General features: G+C 74.6%; 16 protein-coding genes, 1 tRNA gene and 1 pseudogene. 15 read left to right on the forward strand and 3 right to left on the reverse strand.

Annotated features, from left to right (window positions below; all coding sequences use genetic code 11):
* Positions 1–371, reverse strand: a 371-nt coding sequence (locus PAI11_RS06195) for a transglycosylase domain-containing protein (RefSeq protein WP_040598661.1), incomplete at its 3' end; no start/stop codon positions are given.
* A gap of 170 nt (positions 372–541) precedes the next feature.
* Here PAI11_RS06195 and PAI11_RS06200 point away from each other — a divergent pair.
* The 6 genes from PAI11_RS06200 to PAI11_RS06225 all read left to right on the forward strand — a co-directional run bounded on the left by PAI11_RS06200 (position 542) and on the right by PAI11_RS06225 (position 6,253).
* Positions 542–1,873: a mannosyltransferase family protein gene (locus PAI11_RS06200; RefSeq protein ID WP_007572026.1), complete on the forward strand. Its 1,332-nt coding sequence runs from the start codon at positions 542–544 to the stop codon at positions 1,871–1,873.
* A 66-nt stretch (positions 1,874–1,939) separates the two neighbouring features.
* The gene (locus PAI11_RS06205; RefSeq protein WP_007572028.1) at positions 1,940–2,803 is read left to right on the forward strand and encodes a CPBP family intramembrane glutamic endopeptidase; all 864 of its coding nucleotides are present in this window, start codon (positions 1,940–1,942) and stop codon (positions 2,801–2,803) included.
* 73 nt (positions 2,804–2,876) lie between these two features.
* Positions 2,877–3,959, forward strand: coding sequence for a L,D-transpeptidase family protein (locus tag PAI11_RS06210; RefSeq protein WP_007572029.1), 1,083 nt, complete (start codon positions 2,877–2,879; stop codon positions 3,957–3,959).
* Positions 3,960–4,136: 177 nt separating this feature from the next.
* Entirely contained in the window at positions 4,137–4,685 is a 549-nt protein-coding gene (pyrE, locus tag PAI11_RS06215; protein ID WP_007572031.1) for an orotate phosphoribosyltransferase, read from the forward strand.
* Between the two features lie 73 nt (positions 4,686–4,758).
* Positions 4,759–5,562 carry a helix-turn-helix transcriptional regulator gene (locus tag PAI11_RS25760; protein ID WP_007572032.1) on the forward strand — a complete coding sequence of 268 codons (804 nt, stop codon included), beginning with the start codon at positions 4,759–4,761 and terminating at the stop codon, positions 5,560–5,562.
* Between the two features lie 10 nt (positions 5,563–5,572).
* Positions 5,573–6,253: a class I SAM-dependent methyltransferase gene (locus tag PAI11_RS06225; protein ID WP_007572033.1), complete on the forward strand. Its 681-nt coding sequence runs from the start codon at positions 5,573–5,575 to the stop codon at positions 6,251–6,253.
* Positions 6,254–6,260: 7 nt separating this feature from the next.
* Here the strand turns inward: PAI11_RS06225 and PAI11_RS06230 are convergent, their stop codons facing one another.
* A complete protein-coding gene (locus tag PAI11_RS06230; protein ID WP_007572034.1) occupies positions 6,261–6,785 on the reverse strand; it encodes a hypothetical protein in 525 nt (174 codons plus the stop codon).
* Positions 6,786–6,990: 205 nt separating this feature from the next.
* Between PAI11_RS06230 and PAI11_RS06235 the strand changes: the two genes are divergently transcribed.
* The 8 genes and pseudogenes from PAI11_RS06235 to PAI11_RS26875 all read left to right on the forward strand — a co-directional run bounded on the left by PAI11_RS06235 (position 6,991) and on the right by PAI11_RS26875 (position 15,083).
* A tRNA-Arg gene (locus PAI11_RS06235) sits at positions 6,991–7,062 on the forward strand.
* Positions 7,063–7,399: 337 nt separating this feature from the next.
* Positions 7,400–8,548: pseudogene (locus tag PAI11_RS28440) on the forward strand (cytochrome P450); the annotation flags it as partial.
* 259 nt (positions 8,549–8,807) lie between these two features.
* Positions 8,808–9,452, forward strand: a complete 645-nt coding sequence (locus tag PAI11_RS06250) for a TetR/AcrR family transcriptional regulator (RefSeq protein WP_040598665.1) — start codon at positions 8,808–8,810, stop codon at positions 9,450–9,452.
* A 225-nt stretch (positions 9,453–9,677) separates the two neighbouring features.
* Complete coding sequence (locus PAI11_RS06255; RefSeq protein ID WP_040598666.1) at positions 9,678–10,778, forward strand: AI-2E family transporter; 1,101 nt, start codon at positions 9,678–9,680, stop codon at positions 10,776–10,778.
* Positions 10,779–10,886: 108 nt separating this feature from the next.
* Positions 10,887–12,251 carry an alpha/beta family hydrolase gene (locus PAI11_RS06260; RefSeq protein ID WP_040598680.1) on the forward strand — a complete coding sequence of 455 codons (1,365 nt, stop codon included), beginning with the start codon at positions 10,887–10,889 and terminating at the stop codon, positions 12,249–12,251.
* A gap of 5 nt (positions 12,252–12,256) precedes the next feature.
* A complete protein-coding gene (locus PAI11_RS06265) occupies positions 12,257–13,618 on the forward strand; it encodes an erythromycin esterase family protein (RefSeq protein ID WP_050897141.1) in 1,362 nt (453 codons plus the stop codon).
* Between the two features lie 21 nt (positions 13,619–13,639).
* On the forward strand, positions 13,640–14,854 hold the full coding sequence (locus tag PAI11_RS06270) for an NAD(P)/FAD-dependent oxidoreductase (protein WP_007572036.1): 1,215 nt from the start codon (positions 13,640–13,642) through the stop codon (positions 14,852–14,854).
* 61 nt (positions 14,855–14,915) lie between these two features.
* Complete coding sequence (locus PAI11_RS26875) at positions 14,916–15,083, forward strand: hypothetical protein (RefSeq protein ID WP_007572037.1); 168 nt, start codon at positions 14,916–14,918, stop codon at positions 15,081–15,083.
* 22 nt (positions 15,084–15,105) lie between these two features.
* Here PAI11_RS26875 and PAI11_RS06275 read toward each other — a convergent pair whose 3' ends face one another.
* The gene (locus PAI11_RS06275; RefSeq protein ID WP_007572039.1) at positions 15,106–15,591 is read right to left on the reverse strand and encodes a winged helix-turn-helix transcriptional regulator; all 486 of its coding nucleotides are present in this window, start codon (positions 15,589–15,591) and stop codon (positions 15,106–15,108) included.
* 92 nt (positions 15,592–15,683) lie between these two features.
* On the opposite strand from PAI11_RS06275, the gene PAI11_RS06280 reads away from it, so the two are divergent.
* Positions 15,684–17,084: an MFS transporter gene (locus PAI11_RS06280; RefSeq protein WP_007572041.1), complete on the forward strand. Its 1,401-nt coding sequence runs from the start codon at positions 15,684–15,686 to the stop codon at positions 17,082–17,084.
* The last annotated feature ends 52 nt before the right edge of the window (positions 17,085–17,136 follow it).

The raw sequence follows: 17,136 nt of genomic DNA on the forward strand, positions 1-17,136 counted from the left end.
CGGGTCGCGGCCCGGAAGACGCCCTCGACGTCGACGCCGCCGTGCTGGTAGAAGCGCCGGTCCTCGACGGCGACCGTCGCCTGGCGCACCAGCGGCGACATCTCGCGCGACTTGACCGGGGTCCGCAGGACCGGCCCGTCGATGTAGCCGAGCTTGGTCCCGTCGGCGGCGAAGACGACCGAGTTGCCGCCGGGGTTGGCGGGCCGCAGCTCGTCGAGGTCGACATCGTCGGCGATGCTCGCCACGTAGCCGACCGCTCCGGCGCCGGCGACGACGATCCCGACGACGATCGCGACGAGCAGGACGAGGAGGACGCGCGTGGCGCCGCCCTTGGCACGGCGCTGACGGCGCTTGCGAGCTGCGTGGGACATCGAGGGAGGCGGGTGCGCCCGCGAGGGATCGTCCCGCACGGACGACTCCTTCGAGGAACGCGATCACGCCAAGAGTACCGGGGGCGCGCCAACAGTCCTGCACGCTGCACGGGCCGCTGCGTCGAGGCGGTTGTCGCGCGAACGCCCGCCGTCCGCCACCATGGGCCCGGATGGCTGCCCGCGACCAGCCGCTCGCCGCGCCGGCCCGGCTGCTGTCGGCGCCGGCGCGAGCGGCCGACGTCCCGCACCGGCTGACGTGGACCCAGACCGCGCTCGCCGTGCTGCCGGCGTTCGTCGTCACCCGCCTGATCGCGCTCGCCGCCGGCGCCGGCGCCGTCTCGCTGTGGGGCACGACCGCGCGCGACGGGGTCCCGACGTCGAGCACCTTCGACCCGCTCGGCCGCAGCGCCGAGCTGAGCCACGGCCTCAGCACGCTGGTGGCGCCGCTGGTGCGCTGGGACAGCATCTGGCTGCTGGACGTCGCCGACGTCGGGTACCCGACCGACTACGCCCCGCGGACCGCGTTCTTCCCGCTCTACCCGCTGCTCGTCCACCTGCTCGGCGGGCTCCTGCAGTCGCCGCTGCTGGCCGGCCTGGTGATCTCGGGGGCGTGCGCGTTCGGCGGGACGATGATCGTCCACCGCCTGACCGACCGCGAGCTCGGGCGGCCCGCCGCCACGGCCGCGGTCTGGGCGCTGCTGCTGTTCCCCGGATCGCTGTGGCTGAGCGCGGTCTACACCGAGGGGCTGTTCCTGCTGCTCTCCGCCGGCTGCGTGATGGCCGCGCGCGACGAGCGCTGGGCGCTGGCCGGCGGGCTCGGGCTGCTGGCGGCGCTGACCCGCAGCGCCGGGATCGTGCTGGTCGTCGCGGTGCTGGCGACGGCGGCCGAGCGCTGGTGGCGGATCCGCCGGGCGCGGGGCGACGGCGCCACGGCGGACGGGCGTCGGTGGTCGCCGCGGGCGCCGCTGCTGGCCGCCGCGGCGATCCCGCTCGGCACCGGCGCCTACCTGCTCGGACTGGCGCTGTCGGGCTGGAGCTGGAGCACGCCGTTCAGCGTCCAGGAGCAGTGGGGCCGCCAGAACGTCGGGCCGATCAGCGGCCTGCTGGAGGCGCTGCGGGCCGCCGGCGACGGGACCGCGCGGCTGCTCGGGATCGACGCCGGCGGGCCGTCGACCGCCGAGGCGTGGATGAACGTCGGCCTGCTCCTGACGCTCGTGGCCGGCCTGGTGGCGCTGCTCGGCGCGGCACGGCGGCTGCCGCCGGCCTACGCGGTCTACGCCGGCTGCGCGCTGCTGCTGCCGCTGAGCGCCCCGGTCACCGGCGAGGCCCAGCCGCTGATGTCGCTGCCGCGGTTCCTGGGGGTGCTGTTCCCGCTGGCGATGTGGGTCGGCTGGTGGGCCAGTCGCGGCTCGCGGCCGCGGGCCTGGGCGCTGGCGCTGGTCGGCGGGGCGCTGCTGGCGGGGGCCGCCGCGCTGACCGCCCGCTGGACCTTCGTCGCCTGAGCCCCGCCGGAGCGACCGCGGCCGTGGGGACGTGCGCGGCCGCCCGCAGGTAGCGTTGCGCCGACGATGAACGGCCCCCCGAACCCGTCCGGCGCCCCTCCGCGGCGCGATTCGTGGGGCGCGCTGGAGGGGATCCTGGTCCTCGTCACGACGCTCGGCGTGACGCTGTTCGCGTCGATCCCGGCGCTGGCGATCGGGACCGGCAGCGACGCCGCCGAGGTCGCCGGCAAGGTCCTCTCGCTGCTGCTCCAGAACGTCGTCTTCGTCGGCGTGCCGATCGCGTTCCTGACGCTGGTCGGGGTCCGGGTGCGGCGCAGCAGCCTGGGGCTGCGCGTGCCGACGCGGATCTGGGTCGCGCTCGGGCTGGTGGTGCTGGCGTTCGTGGTCTACCTGCTGCTGTCCAACGGCCTGGCCGAGCTGCTCGGCGTGGCCGACGAGCAGGACGACCTGCCGAAGGACCTCGGCGTCGACATCAGCCCGCTGGCGGCGATCCTGATCGGGCTCTGCACCACCGTCCTGGCGCCGATCGGCGAGGAGCTGCTGCTGCGCGGCGTCGTCTACCCCGGACTCCGCAACGGGCTCTCGAAGGTCGCTCCGGCCGGGGTCGCGATCGGCGGCGCGGCGGTGATCGACGGGCTGCTGTTCGGGGCCCTGCACGCGGGCGGCACCGACGTCGGGTTCCTGCCGATCCTCGCGACCTTCGGCGCCGTGCTGTGCCTGCTCTACCAGGCGACCGGCACGCTCTACGCGCCGATCCTGCTGCACGCGACCAACAACACGATCGCGATCTCGGCGGCCAAGCACTGGAGCTTCGGCCAGGGCCTGGCGCTGTGGGTCGGCGCGCTCGTGCTGCTGGCGACGATCGCCCTGGCGGCCCGGCTGGTCGAGGCGCGCGTGGTCCCCGGCGCGCCCGACGCCGGCACCGCCTAGCCCGCGGCGACCAGCGTTCCCTGGGGTGATCTCTCGGGTCCCTTGGGTGCCCCTCCGGGGTATCTTGTGCAGGATGAACCGCTCCCGCCTTCGCCATCGCGGACCGCTCGCGGCGCTCGTTCCGGTCGCCCTGCTCGTCGCCGCACCGACGGCCGGAGCCCAGGCCCCGGTCCCCGCGCCGGCGGCTGCGCCCGCGACCACGGCCTCGACGCCCGCGACGACCACCGCGACAGCGCCCGAGGCGACGGCCACCGGCCGCCAGGCACCGACGCCGCCGCCGGCGCCCGAGGTCCTGAAGCTGAGCCTGTCGACCGAGAAGGCTCGCGACGGCCTGGCCTTCAAGGGCGACCACTGGCGCGCGCTGGTGGTGAGCGACACGTACGTGCCGGGCGTCAAGGTGACGGTGACCTTCGCCGTCGACCACAAGAAGACGATCACCCGCCGGGTCCCGCTGGTGAAGGCCAAGGACGGCGACCAGGGCGTGGCCCGCGCGGTCTACTTCAGCCGCAGCGCCCAGCGCGTCGTCGTCCACGCCCAGATCGGCAAGGACCAGCCGGTGGCCGAGACGAAGCCCAAGACGACGGTCGTCACCCAGCTGACGCCGTCGGTGCAGGCCGGCGCTCGCGGTCCGGCGGTCCGCTGGCTGCAGGCGAAGCTCAAGGCCAAGGGCTACGTGATCGGCCAGAAGGGGCTCTACGACGCCCGCACCCAGCGTGCCGTGCTGGCGTTCCGCAAGGTCCTGCGGATGGCTCGCACGACCAGCGCCAACAGCGACGTCTTCCGGGCCCTGCAGGCCGGCCGCGGGGCGTTCAAGGTCCGCTTCCCCAGCCACGGGCGCCACGTCGAGGGCGACATCTCCCGCCAGGTCCTGGCCCTGATCGGCACGGGCGGCAAGGTCGAGCGGATCTACCACACGTCCTCGGGCGCGCCGGCGACGCCGACCATCCGCGGCAGCTTCCGGGTCTACATGAAGGATCCGGGCACCAACGCCAAGGGCATGTACAAGTCCTCGTACTTCATCCGCGGCTACGCCGTCCATGGCTACCCGTCGGTCCCGACCTACAACGCCAGCCACGGCTGCTTCCGGGTCCCGATGGCCGACGCGGCGTCGATCTACGCCTGGATGACGATGGGGACGATCGTCGACACGTACTAGGCGGAGCGTGGCCGCGCCGTCGGTGGGCGGGGTGGCGTCAATTGGCCGGGGCGGGACGGAAGTGGCGTCAGTTCGCCCCGGCATCCGAGGCGAACTGACACCACCGCGCGGAGGTGGCCTGAAGATGACGCCACCTGCCGACGGTCGCGGCGGCCGGATCCTCTAGCCTCCGGCCGCATGAGCGCGAAGGACACGTTGATCGCCGAGCTGCGCGAGCACGCGCTGGTGATCGGCGAGGTGACGCTGACCAGCGGCGCGACCGCGTCCTACTACGTCGACGCCAAGCGGGCGATCCTGCGCCCGGCCGGGTTCCTGGCGCTGGGCGAGCTGGTCGCCGCCGAGGCCGAGCGGCTCGGCGCGACCGCGGTCGGCGGGATGACGATGGGCGCCGATCCGGTCGCCTGCGCCGCGCTCGCGGGGGGCGCCGACGTCAAGGCGTTCTTCGTCCGCAAGGAGACCAAGGCCCACGGCCTGCAGCGGCGCGTCGAGGGGCCATTCTTGACCGACGAGGACCGCTGCCTGGTGGTCGAGGACGTGGTGACCACGGGCGGGTCGACGGTCAAGGCGCTCGAGGCGCTGCAGGCCGAGGGCCGGACCGTGGTCGGGGTGGTGTCGGTGCTCGACCGGCTGGCCGGCGGCGGCGAGCGGATCGAGCAGGCCGCGGGCGCGCCGTACGTGGCGCTGGCGACGATCGACGACGTGTACCCGGGACGGCCGGCGAACTGAGCGGGGAGCGACGCCGATCGCGACCGGGCCTCCGGACTGGGGTTCCGCCGGACGCGCCCGACGATCGGGCGCGGTGGGCGACGACGACGCGTCGCTGTTCCTCGGAGACGGCGTCGCGCTCTACCGCGGGCCGGGCGGCGATGGCAGCCGCCACGCCCACCACGCCGTCCAGGTCGCGTGCGCGTTCGACGGCGTCCCGATCGAGCTGGAGCTGGACGAGCGCCGGCTGACCGCCACGGCGCTCGCCGTCCCGAGCAACCTCCCCCACCGGCTGCGGACCGGGTCCCGGCGGCTCGCGATCCTGTTCCTCGACCCGCTCGGGCACGACGGCCGGCGGGTCGACGCGCTCGTCCGCGCCCGGCTCGGCGAGTCCCTCGACGCCGCGCTCGGGCAGCTCCGCTGGCCGGCGGCGGGGGCCGCGGGCGCGCGGCGGTTCGTGTCGGCGGCGCTGACCCAGCTGCTCGGCGACGACGGCCCGCGCCCGGGCCGGTCGCTCTCGCCGCCGGTCGCCGCGGCGGTCGACCACGTCGCGCGGACGCTGCCCGACCCGCCGACGCTGGCCGCAGCCGCCCGCGCGGCGCATCTGTCGCCGTCGCGGCTGACGCACCGCTTCTCGCCCGAGGTCGGGCTGCCGTTCAAGCGCTACGTGCTGTGGATGCGCCTGCGGCACGCGGTGGCCGGGCTGGCCGCCGGCGACTCGCTCACCCGGGCGGCGGCCGATGCCGGGTTCAGCGACTCGGCCCATCTGAGCCGCACGTTCCGACGCGCGTTCGGCCTGCCGCCGTCGGCGCTGCTCTCGATGCGGCTGCTCGACGACCCGGGCGGCCGGGATGCGGACGACCGCTCCGTTCAAGTCCCGGGGCCTCCGCCGATCTAGCGTCCCGGGCATGAACGACCGCCGCGGCGACGCGATCCTCCCGGCCAGCGGCCGCTTCCTGCCGGTCTCCGTCTACGACCGCGGCCTGGCGATGACGATGCGCGAGGGCCGCTGGCGCCCTGCCCTGACCCGCGCGGTGCTGGACCACCTGCCGCTGGCCGGGCGGGCCGTCGAGGTCGGGGCGGGAACCGGCGCCCTGACCGGCCGCCTGGCGGCCGCCGCGCCACCGGGCGCCTCGATCACCGCGATCGAGCCGGATCCGGCGGCGCGCGCGATCGGCGAGCGGCGGACGCCGGGCGCGGCGGTCGTCTGGCGCGACGGTCGCGCGGAGGCGCTGCCGCTGCCCGACGCCAGCCAGGACGCGGTCGTGCTGGCGCTCGTGCTGCACCACCTGCGGCCGGACGCGAAGCTGGCGGCGCTGCGCGAGGCGCGGCGGGTCCTGCGGCCGGCGGGAGCGCTGCTGGTGGCGGACTTCGGCCCGCCGCAGGATCGGCTGATGCGGCTGGCGTTCACCGCGATCGAGCTGCTCGACGGGCCGGCGACGACGAGATCCCACCGCGACGACGTCGTCCGCCGGACGATCGCCGCCGCGGGGTTCGCGCCGCCGACGACGCTGGTCCGGTTGCGGACGGCGGTCGGGACGCTCGAGCTGCTGCGGGCCGAGGTCGGCGCGGGCGGGGACGGCGGCTGACCGAGGGTCAGCCGCGGTCGTCGCGCGGTGGCTTGGCGAAGCGCCCGGCGACCCCGCTCTTCAGCAGCCGGCGGCCGAGCGCGGCGCCGCGGGAGTTGCCGCCGACCATCCCCGTCTGGGCGATCGACAGCGCCAGCATCGCGATCGCCTGCCGCAGCTCCTCGATCGTCTCGGCCTCACCGGGCGTGGGCTCGCCGACGGCGTCGGGATCCGGGGCGGGGGCGGCCTCCGGGGCGGGAGCGGCCCCGGGGACGGGAGTCACGTCGGCGTCAGGGGCCGGCGGCTTCGCGGCAGCAGGAGCCACGCTCTCGGCCGTCGTGCCGCTGCCCGCCTCCGCCGCCCGGTCGCCGGTCGGCCGCCCCAGCAGCCCGTCGCCGGCCAGCATCTGGCGGGCGCGCGACCCGCCGAGCCGGACCGTCAGCTCGCGGACCCGCTGCGCGTCCTCCCGCAGGGCAAGACGTTGCTCCTCGGGCAGCGCGCGGTACTGGCGGAGGGTCGAGATCGACAGGCGGAGCAGCTTGAAGGGGAGCATGCGGGATCCTCGACGGCGGCCGGAGGGCGGCGACGGCACGACCGCGATCCGCGACCCGACGCCACCGATCGACCGCGAGGCACGGGCGACCGGCCCGATTGTCCCGGGCCCGGCGGACCATGTCCAACGCGCCACGTCGCCGCCCCCCGCACGCCCGCCAGCGACGCGACCGTCCGCTGCGGTCACCGTCTACCCTCCAGCCTGAGCCCCCATAGCTCAGGGGATAGAGCATCGGTTTCCTAAACCGTGTGCGCGTGTTCGAATCACGCTGGGGGCGTGGAAGCACCGAGGCCGGCTCGCCCGGCCGCGGCGACCGGTGACCGGCCGCCGACGCCCCACCCGGCCGTCCCGCCGAGCACGCCGGCCGCCGCTCACCGACGACGCCGGCAGCGTCGCACCAGCGGCTCCTCCAGACCGCGGCGGCAGCCGCCGACGCGCCACCTCCTGCCCCATCGGCCCGCCACCTGCCCCACCCGTCAGCCCCTCGGCCGTCGACGCCCAACCCCCTGGACACCATCGGTACGCACGTGTACCGTCCTCCTGGAGCGGCACCCGCCGCCGTCCCACGCTCGACGCTCCAGGAGTCCGCCTTGCGCTCGACCAGCGAGTTCCGCATGCCGCCCGGCCCGCCCCTGCCGTCGCTGGTCTCGGGCGCCGTCTACCTGTCCGGCCGGCAGGCGCCGATGCGCGCGATCCAGGGCCGCTACGGCGACGCCTTCACGCTGAAGCTGCCCGGCTACGGCCGCTCGGTGGTGGTCGCCGAGCCGGGTCTGGTGAAGCAGGTCTTCACCGCTCCCGCGGAGGTGCTCCACGCCGGTGAGCAGAACCCGCTGAAGGCCCTGTTGGGGCAGGGCTCGCTGTTCGCGATGGACGAGGACCGCCACCTGCGCGAGCGCCGGCTGCTGCTGCCGCCGTTCCACGGCGAGCGGATGCACGAGTACGCGCGGATCTTCGAGGAGGAGGCGCAGGCGGCGATCGCCGGGTGGCCGGTCGGCGAGCGCTTCCGGACGCTGGAGTCCCTCAGCCAGGTCACCCTCAACGCGATCCTGCGCGCCGTCTTCGGCGCCGAGGGCCAGGAGCTGGCGGGGCTGCGCCGGGTCCTGCCGCCGCTCACCGTCCTCGGGTCGCGGCTGGCGTTCGCGCAGTTCCTGCGCCGCGACTACGGCCGCTGGAGCCCGTGGGCGCGCTTCCTGCGCCACCGCCGCGAGTACGACCGCCATGTCATGAGCCTGATCGCGCGAGCACGGCGCGACCCGGCGCTGCAGGACCGCGTCGACGTCCTCTCGCTGCTGCTGCAGGCGACCTACGAGGACGGCACCCCGATCTCGGACGGCGACGTCGCCGACGAGCTGCTGACGATCCTGACCGCCGGCCACGAGACGACCGCCAGCACCCTGGCGTGGGCGGTCGAGCGGCTGCGCCGCCACCCCGCGATCCTGCGCCAGCTGATGGAGGAGGCCCGCGAGGGCGGCCGCGAGCTGCGCGAGGCGACGATCCGCGAGCTGCAGCGCTCGCGGCCGGTGATCAACGGCACCGGCCGCACCGTCATGCGGCCGTTCGAGCTCGGCTCGTGGCTGCTGCCGCCCGGCACGCTGATCATGATCGGCACCCGGCTGCTGCACGAGGACCCGCGCTTCTACGACGCCCCGCAGGCGTTCGACCCGACGCGGTTCCTGGATCGCAAGCCCGACACCTACGCCTGGGTGCCGTTCGGCGGCGGTCGGCGCCGCTGCATCGGGGCCTCGTTCGCGCACATGGAGCTGGACATCGTGCTGCGGACGATCCTCACCGACGTCGAGCTGGCGCCGACGACCGACCGCGACGAGCGTTGGGCCTTCCGCGGCGTCGCCTTCGCACCGGGTCGCGGCGGTCAGGCGGTGGTCCGCCGCCGGCTGACGACGACGGCCGCGACGCCGGCGCCCGCCGAGGCCGTCGCGGCCTGGCGCGGGCCGTCTCCGGACGCACCGCCCGCGACCCCCGATCGGCGGTCCCGTGGGCCGGGACGTCTGGGAGACTCGGCTGGTGCCGAAGCGGGTCGACGCACCGTCCGCGCAGTACGTCGAGCATCGCGACCGGCTCCTCGACGCGATGGCCGAGGCGGTTCGGGCCGACGGGCTCCGGGGCTCGACCGTGGCCGACGTCGTGCGGATCGCGCGGGTCTCGCGCCGGACCTTCTACCAGCACTTCGACGACCTCGACGACTGCTACCTGACGCTGATGCGCCGCGTGTCGGACGACGCGCTCCGGCAGGTACGAGAGGCGGTCCTCGACGGCGGCACGGCGGAGCGGCGCATCACGCGGGGCTTCGAGCGCTGGCTGGCGCACCTCGATCACGACCCGGCGCTGTACCGCAGCCTGTGGCTGGAATCGCACCTGACCGGCGAGCGCGGGCGTCACGCCGACGCCTCGCTGAACCGCAGGTGGATCGAGCTGTACCAGCAGCTCGGCACGGCCCTGCGCTCCGAGGCCGGGCTCGATCCGCTGCCCCACGAGGTCGCGGTGATGATCTCGGGCAGCATCCGCGAGCTCGTGCTCGACGTGCTGGAGCGCGGGCGCTCGCCGCGCGAGGCGGCGCCTTACCTGATCTGGCTGACGATGCTGGTCGTCACCGCCGAGGCGCCGGCGGTCGAGGCCGACGCGGCGCCGTTGGCCCGGCGGCGCCGCTGACGCCTGCAACGTTCGTCCACGGCCCCTCAAGGCGGGGGGCCCGGCGGCCGATGCCATCTGTGCCAACCGGTCCACCCCAACTCCGGTCAGCAGCCAGCGCCCCGCTCAGTCCCCCTGGCGGGGCGCTCTGCGTTGGGCCCTCGCCCGGCCGGTCCGGCCGCCCGGACCGATGCGCCGGTGGCGACTGGCCCGTTGCAGACCGGTCCGGCCGGTACCGTGCGCGCCGTGGAGCTGACCGTCTCCAACCGCACGATCGTCCGGATCTTCGCGATCGTCGCCGGGCTCGCCGGGCTGCTCTACCTGCTGTGGACGGTGCGCAGCACGGCGGTGCTGGTCTTCCTGGCGATCTTCCTGGCGGTCGCGCTGGGTCCGGCCGTCGACTGGTTCGTCCGACGGCGGGTGCCGCGGGCGCTGGCGATCCTGCTCGTCTACCTGGGGATCGCGCTGTCGATCTTCGGCGTCGGGCTGCTGATCGTGCCGCCCGTGGTCAACGGCGTCGACGACCTCTCGCGCGACATCCCGACCTACGTCCACGACCTGCGCGACTCCAAGACGTTCCGCAAGTACGACGACAAGTACGGGATCACGGACAAGCTGACCGAGCAGGCGAAGAAGCTGCCGAGCCGGCTCGGCGACGCCGCGACCGCCCTGCAGTCCGTGACCGTCGGGGTCTTCGGGGCGATCGTCCAGCTGGTGACCGTGTTGACGCTGACGTTCTTCCTGCTGCTGGACGGCGCCAAGGTGCTCGCGTTCCTGCACCGCGCTCGCGGGCCGAACGCCAGCGACCGGCTGGAGCGGGTGCTGGCCGAGATCTACCGGTCGACGTCGGGCTACGTCGTCGGCAACCTCCTGATCAGCCTCTGCGCCGGCATCACGACCTGGGTGGTGCTGACGATCCTCGGCGTGCCGTTCGCCGCCCCGCTGGCGGTGCTGATGGCGTTCCTGGACCTGATCCCGCTCGTCGGCGCCACGATCGGCGGCGTCGCGATCGGGTTGGTGACGCTGTTCCACAACTTCCCGACGGCGACGATCATCTGGGTGATCGTGCTGATCGTCTACCAGCAGGTCGAGAACAACGTGGTCCAGCCGATGGTCTACCGGCGGACGGTCAACGTCCATCCGGTGCTGGTGATCATCGCGATCCTGATCGGCTCGTCGCTGCTCGGCGTGCTCGGCGCGCTGCTGGCGATCCCGATCGCCGCGGGGATCCAGGTCGTGATCCGCGAGCTGTGGGCGATCCGCGAGGAGCGGCGCGCGCCTCCGTCCCTGGAGGACGGCGCGGCGACCGGGCCGGCGACCGGCCCCGAGCCCGCGGCCGGTCGCTGACGACCGGCCGACGACCGCGCTTCTCCGCAGCGATCCGCGGAGAACTGCGGTCGAGCCTGCGGCGGGGAACGGATGGCCCCGCAGCCGGCGGCGGCCAGGATCGGCGGCATGGAGTACGCCGATCGCCACGAGGCCGGACGGGTCCTGGCCGCCCAGCTGCGATCGCTCGCCGCGCAGCGGCCGGTGGTCGTCGCGCTCCCGCGCGGCGGCGTCCCCGTCGCCTGCGAGGTCGCCCGCGCGCTGCGGGCGCCGCTCGACGTGCTCGCGGTCCGCAAGCTCGGCGCGCCCAGCAACCCCGAGCTGGCGATCGGGGCGATCGCCGAGGGCGGGCACGCGCTGCTGGACAGCGACAGCGCCCGCCGCGTCGGGGCGACGCAGGCCCAGATCGACCAGATCGCAGCGCGCGAGGTCCAGGAGCTGCGCCGGCGGGTCGCGCGCTACCGCGGCGACCGCCCGCCGCTCGAGGTCCGCGACCGGACCGTGATCGTCGTCGACGACGGCCTCGCGACCGGCCTGACCGCCCTGGCCGCCGTTCGCGCGCTCCGCGCCCGCGGCGCCCGCACGATCGTGGTCGCCGCCCCGGTCGGCGCCCGCGAGTCCGTGAGCCTGGTCGCCGAGGAGGCCAACGAGGTCGTCTGCGCGTCGATCCCGAACCAGCTCTACGGCGTCGGCCGCTGGTACCGCGACTTCTCGCCGGTCGAGGACGACGAGGTGATCGCGCTGCTGGACGCGGCCGCGACGCCCGAGCAAGTCCCGCCCGCGGACGACGGCGCCGCGCCCGCCGCGACGCCCGCCGCGACGCCGGCCGCCACGCACGAGACCGTCACCCTCGACGCCGGCGTCGAGCTCACCGGCGATCTGGTGCTGCCGCCGCACGCCCGCGGACTGGTGCTGTTCGCCCACGGCAGCGGCAGCAGCCGGCGGAGCCCGCGCAATCGCGAGGTCGCCGCGACGCTCAACGCCGCCGGCTTCGCGACGTTGCTGTTCGACCTGCTGACCGAGCCCGAGTCCCACGATCGCCGCCTCGTCTTCGACATCCCGCTGCTGGCGCGGCGCCTGGAGCTGGTGACCCGGATCGTCCAGGAGGACGCCGTCACCCGCAGGCTGCCGATCGGCTACTTCGGGGCGTCGACCGGCGCCGCGGCCGCGCTCCGGGCCGCTGCCGCCGTCGGCGGCGCCGTCCGTGCCGTCGTCTCGCGCGGGGGGCGCCCGGACCTCGCGATCGACCGGCTGCCCCAGGTCGTCGCGCCGACGCTGCTGATCGTCGGCAGCGAGGACCCGGAGGTGCTCGAGCTCAACCGCCACGCCGCCGCCCAGCTGCGCAACGAGCACCAGGTCGTGGTCGTCGAGGGCGCGAGCCACCTGTTCGAGGAGCCCGGAACGCTGGAGACCGTCGCCGAGCTGGCCCGCGACTGGTTCGACGACCACCTGCAGGTGCCCGCGCCCGCCACCCTGACCGCGACGGAGGCATGATCCCGATGTCCGCGCCCGCCACCCTGCCGCTCGGCGAGCAGACGACCCTCGCCGCGATCCGCCGCGCGGCCCATCCGCTGACCGGCGACCGTCGCGACTACGACGCGCTGCTCGCCCGGATCGGCGACGCCCGGATCGTGCTGCTGGGCGAGGGCAGCCACGGCACGCACGAGTTCTACCGCGAGCGCGCGCGGATCACGAAGCGCCTGATCGCCGAGCAGGGCTTCACCGCCGTCGCGATCGAGGGCGACTGGCCCGACGCCCACCGCGTCAGCCGCTACATCCGCGGCGCCCGCGAGGACGGCGACGCCGAAGAGGCGCTGCGGGGCTTCCGGCGGTTCCCCACGTGGATGTGGCGCAACAGCGACGTCGTCGACCTGGTCGGCTGGCTGCGCGCGCACAACGACGGCCTGCACCACACCGCCCGCCAGGTCGGCTTCTACGGCCTCGACCTCTACAGCCTCGGCGCCTCGATGACCTCGGTGATCGACTACCTCGACCGGCAGGACCCCGACGCCGCGAACCGCGCGCGGGTCCGGTACGCCTGCCTGCAGCCGTACTCGGGCGAGGGCTCGGGCTATGGCCGGGCGGTCCTCCAGGGCGTCGGCGAGCCGTGCCGTCGACGGGTGATGGAGCAGCTGGTGGACCTCCGCCGCGGCGCGGGCGAGTACCTGCGGCACGACGGCATCGCGGCCGAGGACGAGCAGTTCTTCGCCGAGCAGAACGCGGCCGTCGTCGCCGACGCCGAGGAGTACTACCGGACGATGCTCGCCGATCACGCCGGCTCCTGGAACCTGCGCGACCGCCACATGGCCGACACCCTCGACCACCTGCTGGCGCACCTCGACCGCCACGGCGGCACGGCCCGGATCGTCGTCTGGGCCCACAACTCGCACGTCGGCGACGCCCGCGCGACCGAGATGCACCACCGCGGCGAGCTGAACATCGGGCAGCTGCTGCGCGAGCGCCACGGCCGGGACGTCGTCAGCGTCGGCTTCACCACCTACGCCGGCACCGTCACGGCGGCCGACGAGTGGGGGGCGCCGGCCCAGCGCAAGCGAGTGCGGCGGGCCCTGCCCGACAGCGTCGAGACCTTGATGCACGGGACCGGGATCCCCGCGTTCCTGCTCTGCCCGCTGACCGCCGGCGACGCCGGACACGCGCTGCGCGAGCCGCGCCTGGAGCGCGCGATCGGCGTCATCTACCGCCCCCGGGCGGAGCGCCAGAGCCACTACTTCGCCGCCAGCGCCGCGCAGCAGTTCGACGCGCTGGTCCACATCGACCGCACCCGCGCGGTCGAGCCGCTGGAGCGGACCCAGACCTGGGATCTGGGCGAGCCGCCCGAGACCTACCCGAGCGCGCTCTGACGCGCCCACGAGGAGCACCTGATGAGCAACGACGCGCAGCAGATCGTGATCGTCGGCTCGAGCTTCGCCGGCATGACGGCGGCGCTCGAGATCCGCCGCAAGCTCGACGAGCGCCACCGGATCGTCGTCCTCGACCCGCACGCCGACTTCACCTTCATCCCCTCGCTGATCTGGCTGCCGTTCGGCCTTCGCGAGCCCGAGGACGTGACCTTCCCGCTCGGCCCGATCTACCAGCGCAAGGGGATCGACTTCCGGGCGACCGCGGCGACCGGGTTCGACCTCGATCAGCGGATCGTCCACACCGCGGACGGCGAGGACGTCCACTACGACAAGCTGCTGCTCGCCACCGGCCCGCGGCTGGCCTTCGACAAGATCCCCGGACTCGGCCCGCACGGCGGCCACACGCAGTCGGTCTGCACCCTCGACCATGCGCTGCTGGCCCGCGACGCCTGGACGCGGTTCCTGGAGAACCCGGGCCCGGTCGTCGTCGGCACCGCCCAGGGCGGCTCCTGCTTCGGGGCCTCCTACGAGTTCCTCTTCAACGTCAAGCACCGGATCGACAAGGCCGGCCTGGCGGCCGCCGCGCCGGTGACGTTCGTGACCGCCGAGCCGTTCCTCGGCCACTTCGGGTTCGGCGGGGTCGCCGATTCCGCCAAGCGCGTCGAGCGGTTCTTCGAGCGCCTCGGCATCGAGGGCATCCCCAGCAACGCGATCGCCGAGGTCCGCGACGGCGAGATGCAGCTCGAGGGCGGGCGCGTGCTGCCCTTCGCCTACTCGATGATCGTGCCGCCCTTCACCGGCGTCGACGCGATCCGCGCGACCCCCGGACTCGGCAACCCGATGGGCTTCGTGCCGATCGACGACGAGTTTCGCCACCCGCAGCACCGCGACGTGTTCGCGGCCGGCGTCGACATCGCGATCGCGCCGCCGGCCCAGACGCCGGTCCCGGCGGGCGTCCCGAAGACCGGCCAGATGAGCGAGGCGATGGCGCGCGTCGCCGCCCACAACATCGCCGCCGACGTCAACGGCACCGCGACCCAGCAGATGCCGCTGTCGGAGATCGCCGCGGTCTGCGTGCTCGACGCGGGCAACAACGGGATCATCTTCAAGGCCGACCACGTGCTCGGCGACAGCCGCCACCCGCACGTGATGGCCGGTCCGCAGGCGCACTGGGCCAAGGTGGCCTTCGAGCGCTACTTCCTGGCGACGCGGCGGCGCGGGATGGCGTCGCTCTGACCCTGCCGGCCGGGCGCCGCGTACCGCGTCATCACGAGCGCGAGGGTGCCATCATCGGGGGATGGACGCGCTGATCGTCTTCGGCCTCGTGGTCGTCACCGGCGTGCTCCTGGCCGTGCTCGTCAGCGGCGAGTTCGCCCGCGCCGTCTGGGCCCACTTCGGGGTCGTGCTGCTGATCGCCGTCGGAACGGTGATCTACCTGGGGCTGACCGGGCACCTGAGCAGCTGACGCCGCGGGCGACCCGCCGCGGTCAGCGACCGGTCAGCAGCGGGTCGCCCGCGCGGGCGCCGGGCCCCGGCAGCGGGGTCACGCCGTGGGCCTCGATCGGCTCGCCGCAGTGGTCACAGACCACCACCGGGTGGGTGATCTGGCCGCAGGCCTCGTGGCGCAGCAGCATCGGCGGGCCGTCGGTCAGGCCGGTGTGCTTGTTGCCCCACTCCATCAGCGCCGCCATCAGCGGGTAGAGCTCCAGCCCGGCGTCGGTCAGCCGGTACTCGAAGCGGGTCCGGTTCGCGGTCTCCTCGTACGGCCGCCGCTCCAGGATCCCGTCCTGCTCGAGCCCGCGCAGGCGGTCGGTCAGGACGTTGCGGGCGATCCCCGTCCGGCGCTGGTAGTCCTCGAACGTGCGGGCCTTGAGATACGCCGCGCGGAGGATCGTGAAGACCCACCGGTTGCCGAGGATCGCCCCGGCCCGCGAGATCGCGCAGTTGCTGGTGGCGAGCTCGTCATGGCGCACGATCCGAGTGTAGCGAGCGGTCGGTTGCGAATCGCAACGCTGCCCTCTAGGGTGCGTTGCGGTTTGCAACCCATGTCGCCGAAAGGCCGTCCATGACCCGCCGGACCCTCGCGCTGATCGCCATCTGCGGCGGCTCGTTCCTCGCGTTCCTCGACGCGACGATCGTCAACGTCTCGTTCCCCGACATCCGCCGCTCGTTCGACGACGCCACCAACGCCCAGCTGAGCTGGATCCTCGACGGCTACTTCATCGTCCTCGCCGCGTTCCTGATCCCGGCCGGCGGGATCGCCGACCGGCTCGGGCGGCGACGCGTCTTCCTCGCCAGCACCGCCGCCTTCATCGCCGCCAGCGCGCTGTGCGCCGTCGCGCCGAGCTGGCAGACCCTGATCGCGGCCCGCGTGGTCCAGGGCCTCGCCGCCGCGGTGATGGTCCCGGTCTCGCTCGCGCTGCTGCTGCCGATGTTCCAGATCGAGCGGCGGGCGGCCGGGATCGGGATCTGGGGCGCCGCCGCAGCGCTGGCGGCGGCGTTCGGCCCGCCGCTCGGCGGCGTGCTGGTCGAGATCGCCGACTGGCGCTGGATCTTCCTGGTCAACCTGCCGCTCGGCGCGCTGGTCCTCGCCGCCGGCGTCCGCGGCCTCGACGAGAGCCGCGACGAGCACGCGACCGGGCTGCCCGACCTGCTCGCGTCGGCGCTCAGCGCGATCGGCCTCGGGCTGCTGGCGCTGGCGATCGTCGAGGGCAACAGCTGGGGCTGGGCCGCTCCGCGGACGGTCGCCGCGTTCGTCGTCGCGCTGCTGCTGCTGCTCGTCGTCGCCCGCCGCTGCACGACCCACCCGCGACCGCTGGTCGACCCCGCGCTGCTGCGGATCCCGTCGTTCCGCTGGGGCAACGTCGGGACGCTGCTGTTCTCGATGGCGTTCTTCTCGACGATCCTCGGCAACATCCTGTTCCTGACCGGCGTCTGGCAGTACTCGGTGCTGCACGCCGGCCTGGCGACCGTTCCCGGCCCGCTGATGAGCGCGATCGTCGCCGGGCCGGCCGGCAGGCTCGCCGACCGCTTCGGCCACCGGGCCGTGATCGTCCCCGGCACGCTGATCTACGTCGCCGGGCTGCTGACGCTGCGCAGCGCCGGCGCGGAGCCGGACTACGTCGGCACCTGGCTGCCGGGGATGAGCATGACCGGCATCGGCATCGGGCTCGCGTTCCCGATCCTCGGCGCCGCCGCGGCCGCCGACATCACCGCCGAGCGGTTCGGCATCGCCAGCGCGGTCACCGGCGCCTTCCGCCAGTTCGGCGCGGTCCTCGGGACCGCGATCCTGGTGGCGATCGTCGGCGACCCGCAGACGCTGGCCGCCGCCGGAGCCGCCGCCGACGACGCCTACCTGTTCGGGGTCGGCGCCGCGCTGCTGGCCGGGGTCAGCGCGCTCGCCCTGCGCCGGGCGCCGGCGCCGATCGCCGCGAAGCCGGCACGGCAACCCGTGGCTTCCCGCTGACCCGTCCGTAGAGGGCACGGGTTGGCGCCGCGCGGGCGCCAACGTTCGTCCA

The organism is Patulibacter medicamentivorans (assembly GCF_000240225.1).
Lineage (GTDB): Bacteria > Actinomycetota > Thermoleophilia > Solirubrobacterales > Solirubrobacteraceae > Patulibacter > Patulibacter medicamentivorans.

Bases quoted from the DNA above. Each gene is read 5' to 3' on its own strand.
- PAI11_RS06230 (WP_007572034.1), bottom strand. From the start codon at position 6,785: ATGCTCCCCTTCAAGCTGCTCCGCCTGTCGATCTCGACCCTCCGCCAG.
- PAI11_RS06280 (WP_007572041.1), top strand. From the start codon at position 15,684: ATGACCCGCCGGACCCTCGCGCTGATCGCCATCTGCGGCGGCTCGTTC.
- PAI11_RS26875 (WP_007572037.1), top strand. From the start codon at position 14,916: ATGGACGCGCTGATCGTCTTCGGCCTCGTGGTCGTCACCGGCGTGCTC.
- PAI11_RS06270 (WP_007572036.1), top strand. From the start codon at position 13,640: ATGAGCAACGACGCGCAGCAGATCGTGATCGTCGGCTCGAGCTTCGCC.
- PAI11_RS06200 (WP_007572026.1), top strand. From the start codon at position 542: ATGGCTGCCCGCGACCAGCCGCTCGCCGCGCCGGCCCGGCTGCTGTCG.
- PAI11_RS06225 (WP_007572033.1), top strand. From the start codon at position 5,573: ATGAACGACCGCCGCGGCGACGCGATCCTCCCGGCCAGCGGCCGCTTC.
- PAI11_RS06210 (WP_007572029.1), top strand. From the start codon at position 2,877: ATGAACCGCTCCCGCCTTCGCCATCGCGGACCGCTCGCGGCGCTCGTT.
- pyrE (WP_007572031.1), top strand. From the start codon at position 4,137: ATGAGCGCGAAGGACACGTTGATCGCCGAGCTGCGCGAGCACGCGCTG.
- PAI11_RS06205 (WP_007572028.1), top strand. From the start codon at position 1,940: ATGAACGGCCCCCCGAACCCGTCCGGCGCCCCTCCGCGGCGCGATTCG.
- PAI11_RS06265 (WP_050897141.1), top strand. From the start codon at position 12,257: ATGTCCGCGCCCGCCACCCTGCCGCTCGGCGAGCAGACGACCCTCGCC.
- PAI11_RS06260 (WP_040598680.1), top strand. From the start codon at position 10,887: ATGGAGTACGCCGATCGCCACGAGGCCGGACGGGTCCTGGCCGCCCAG.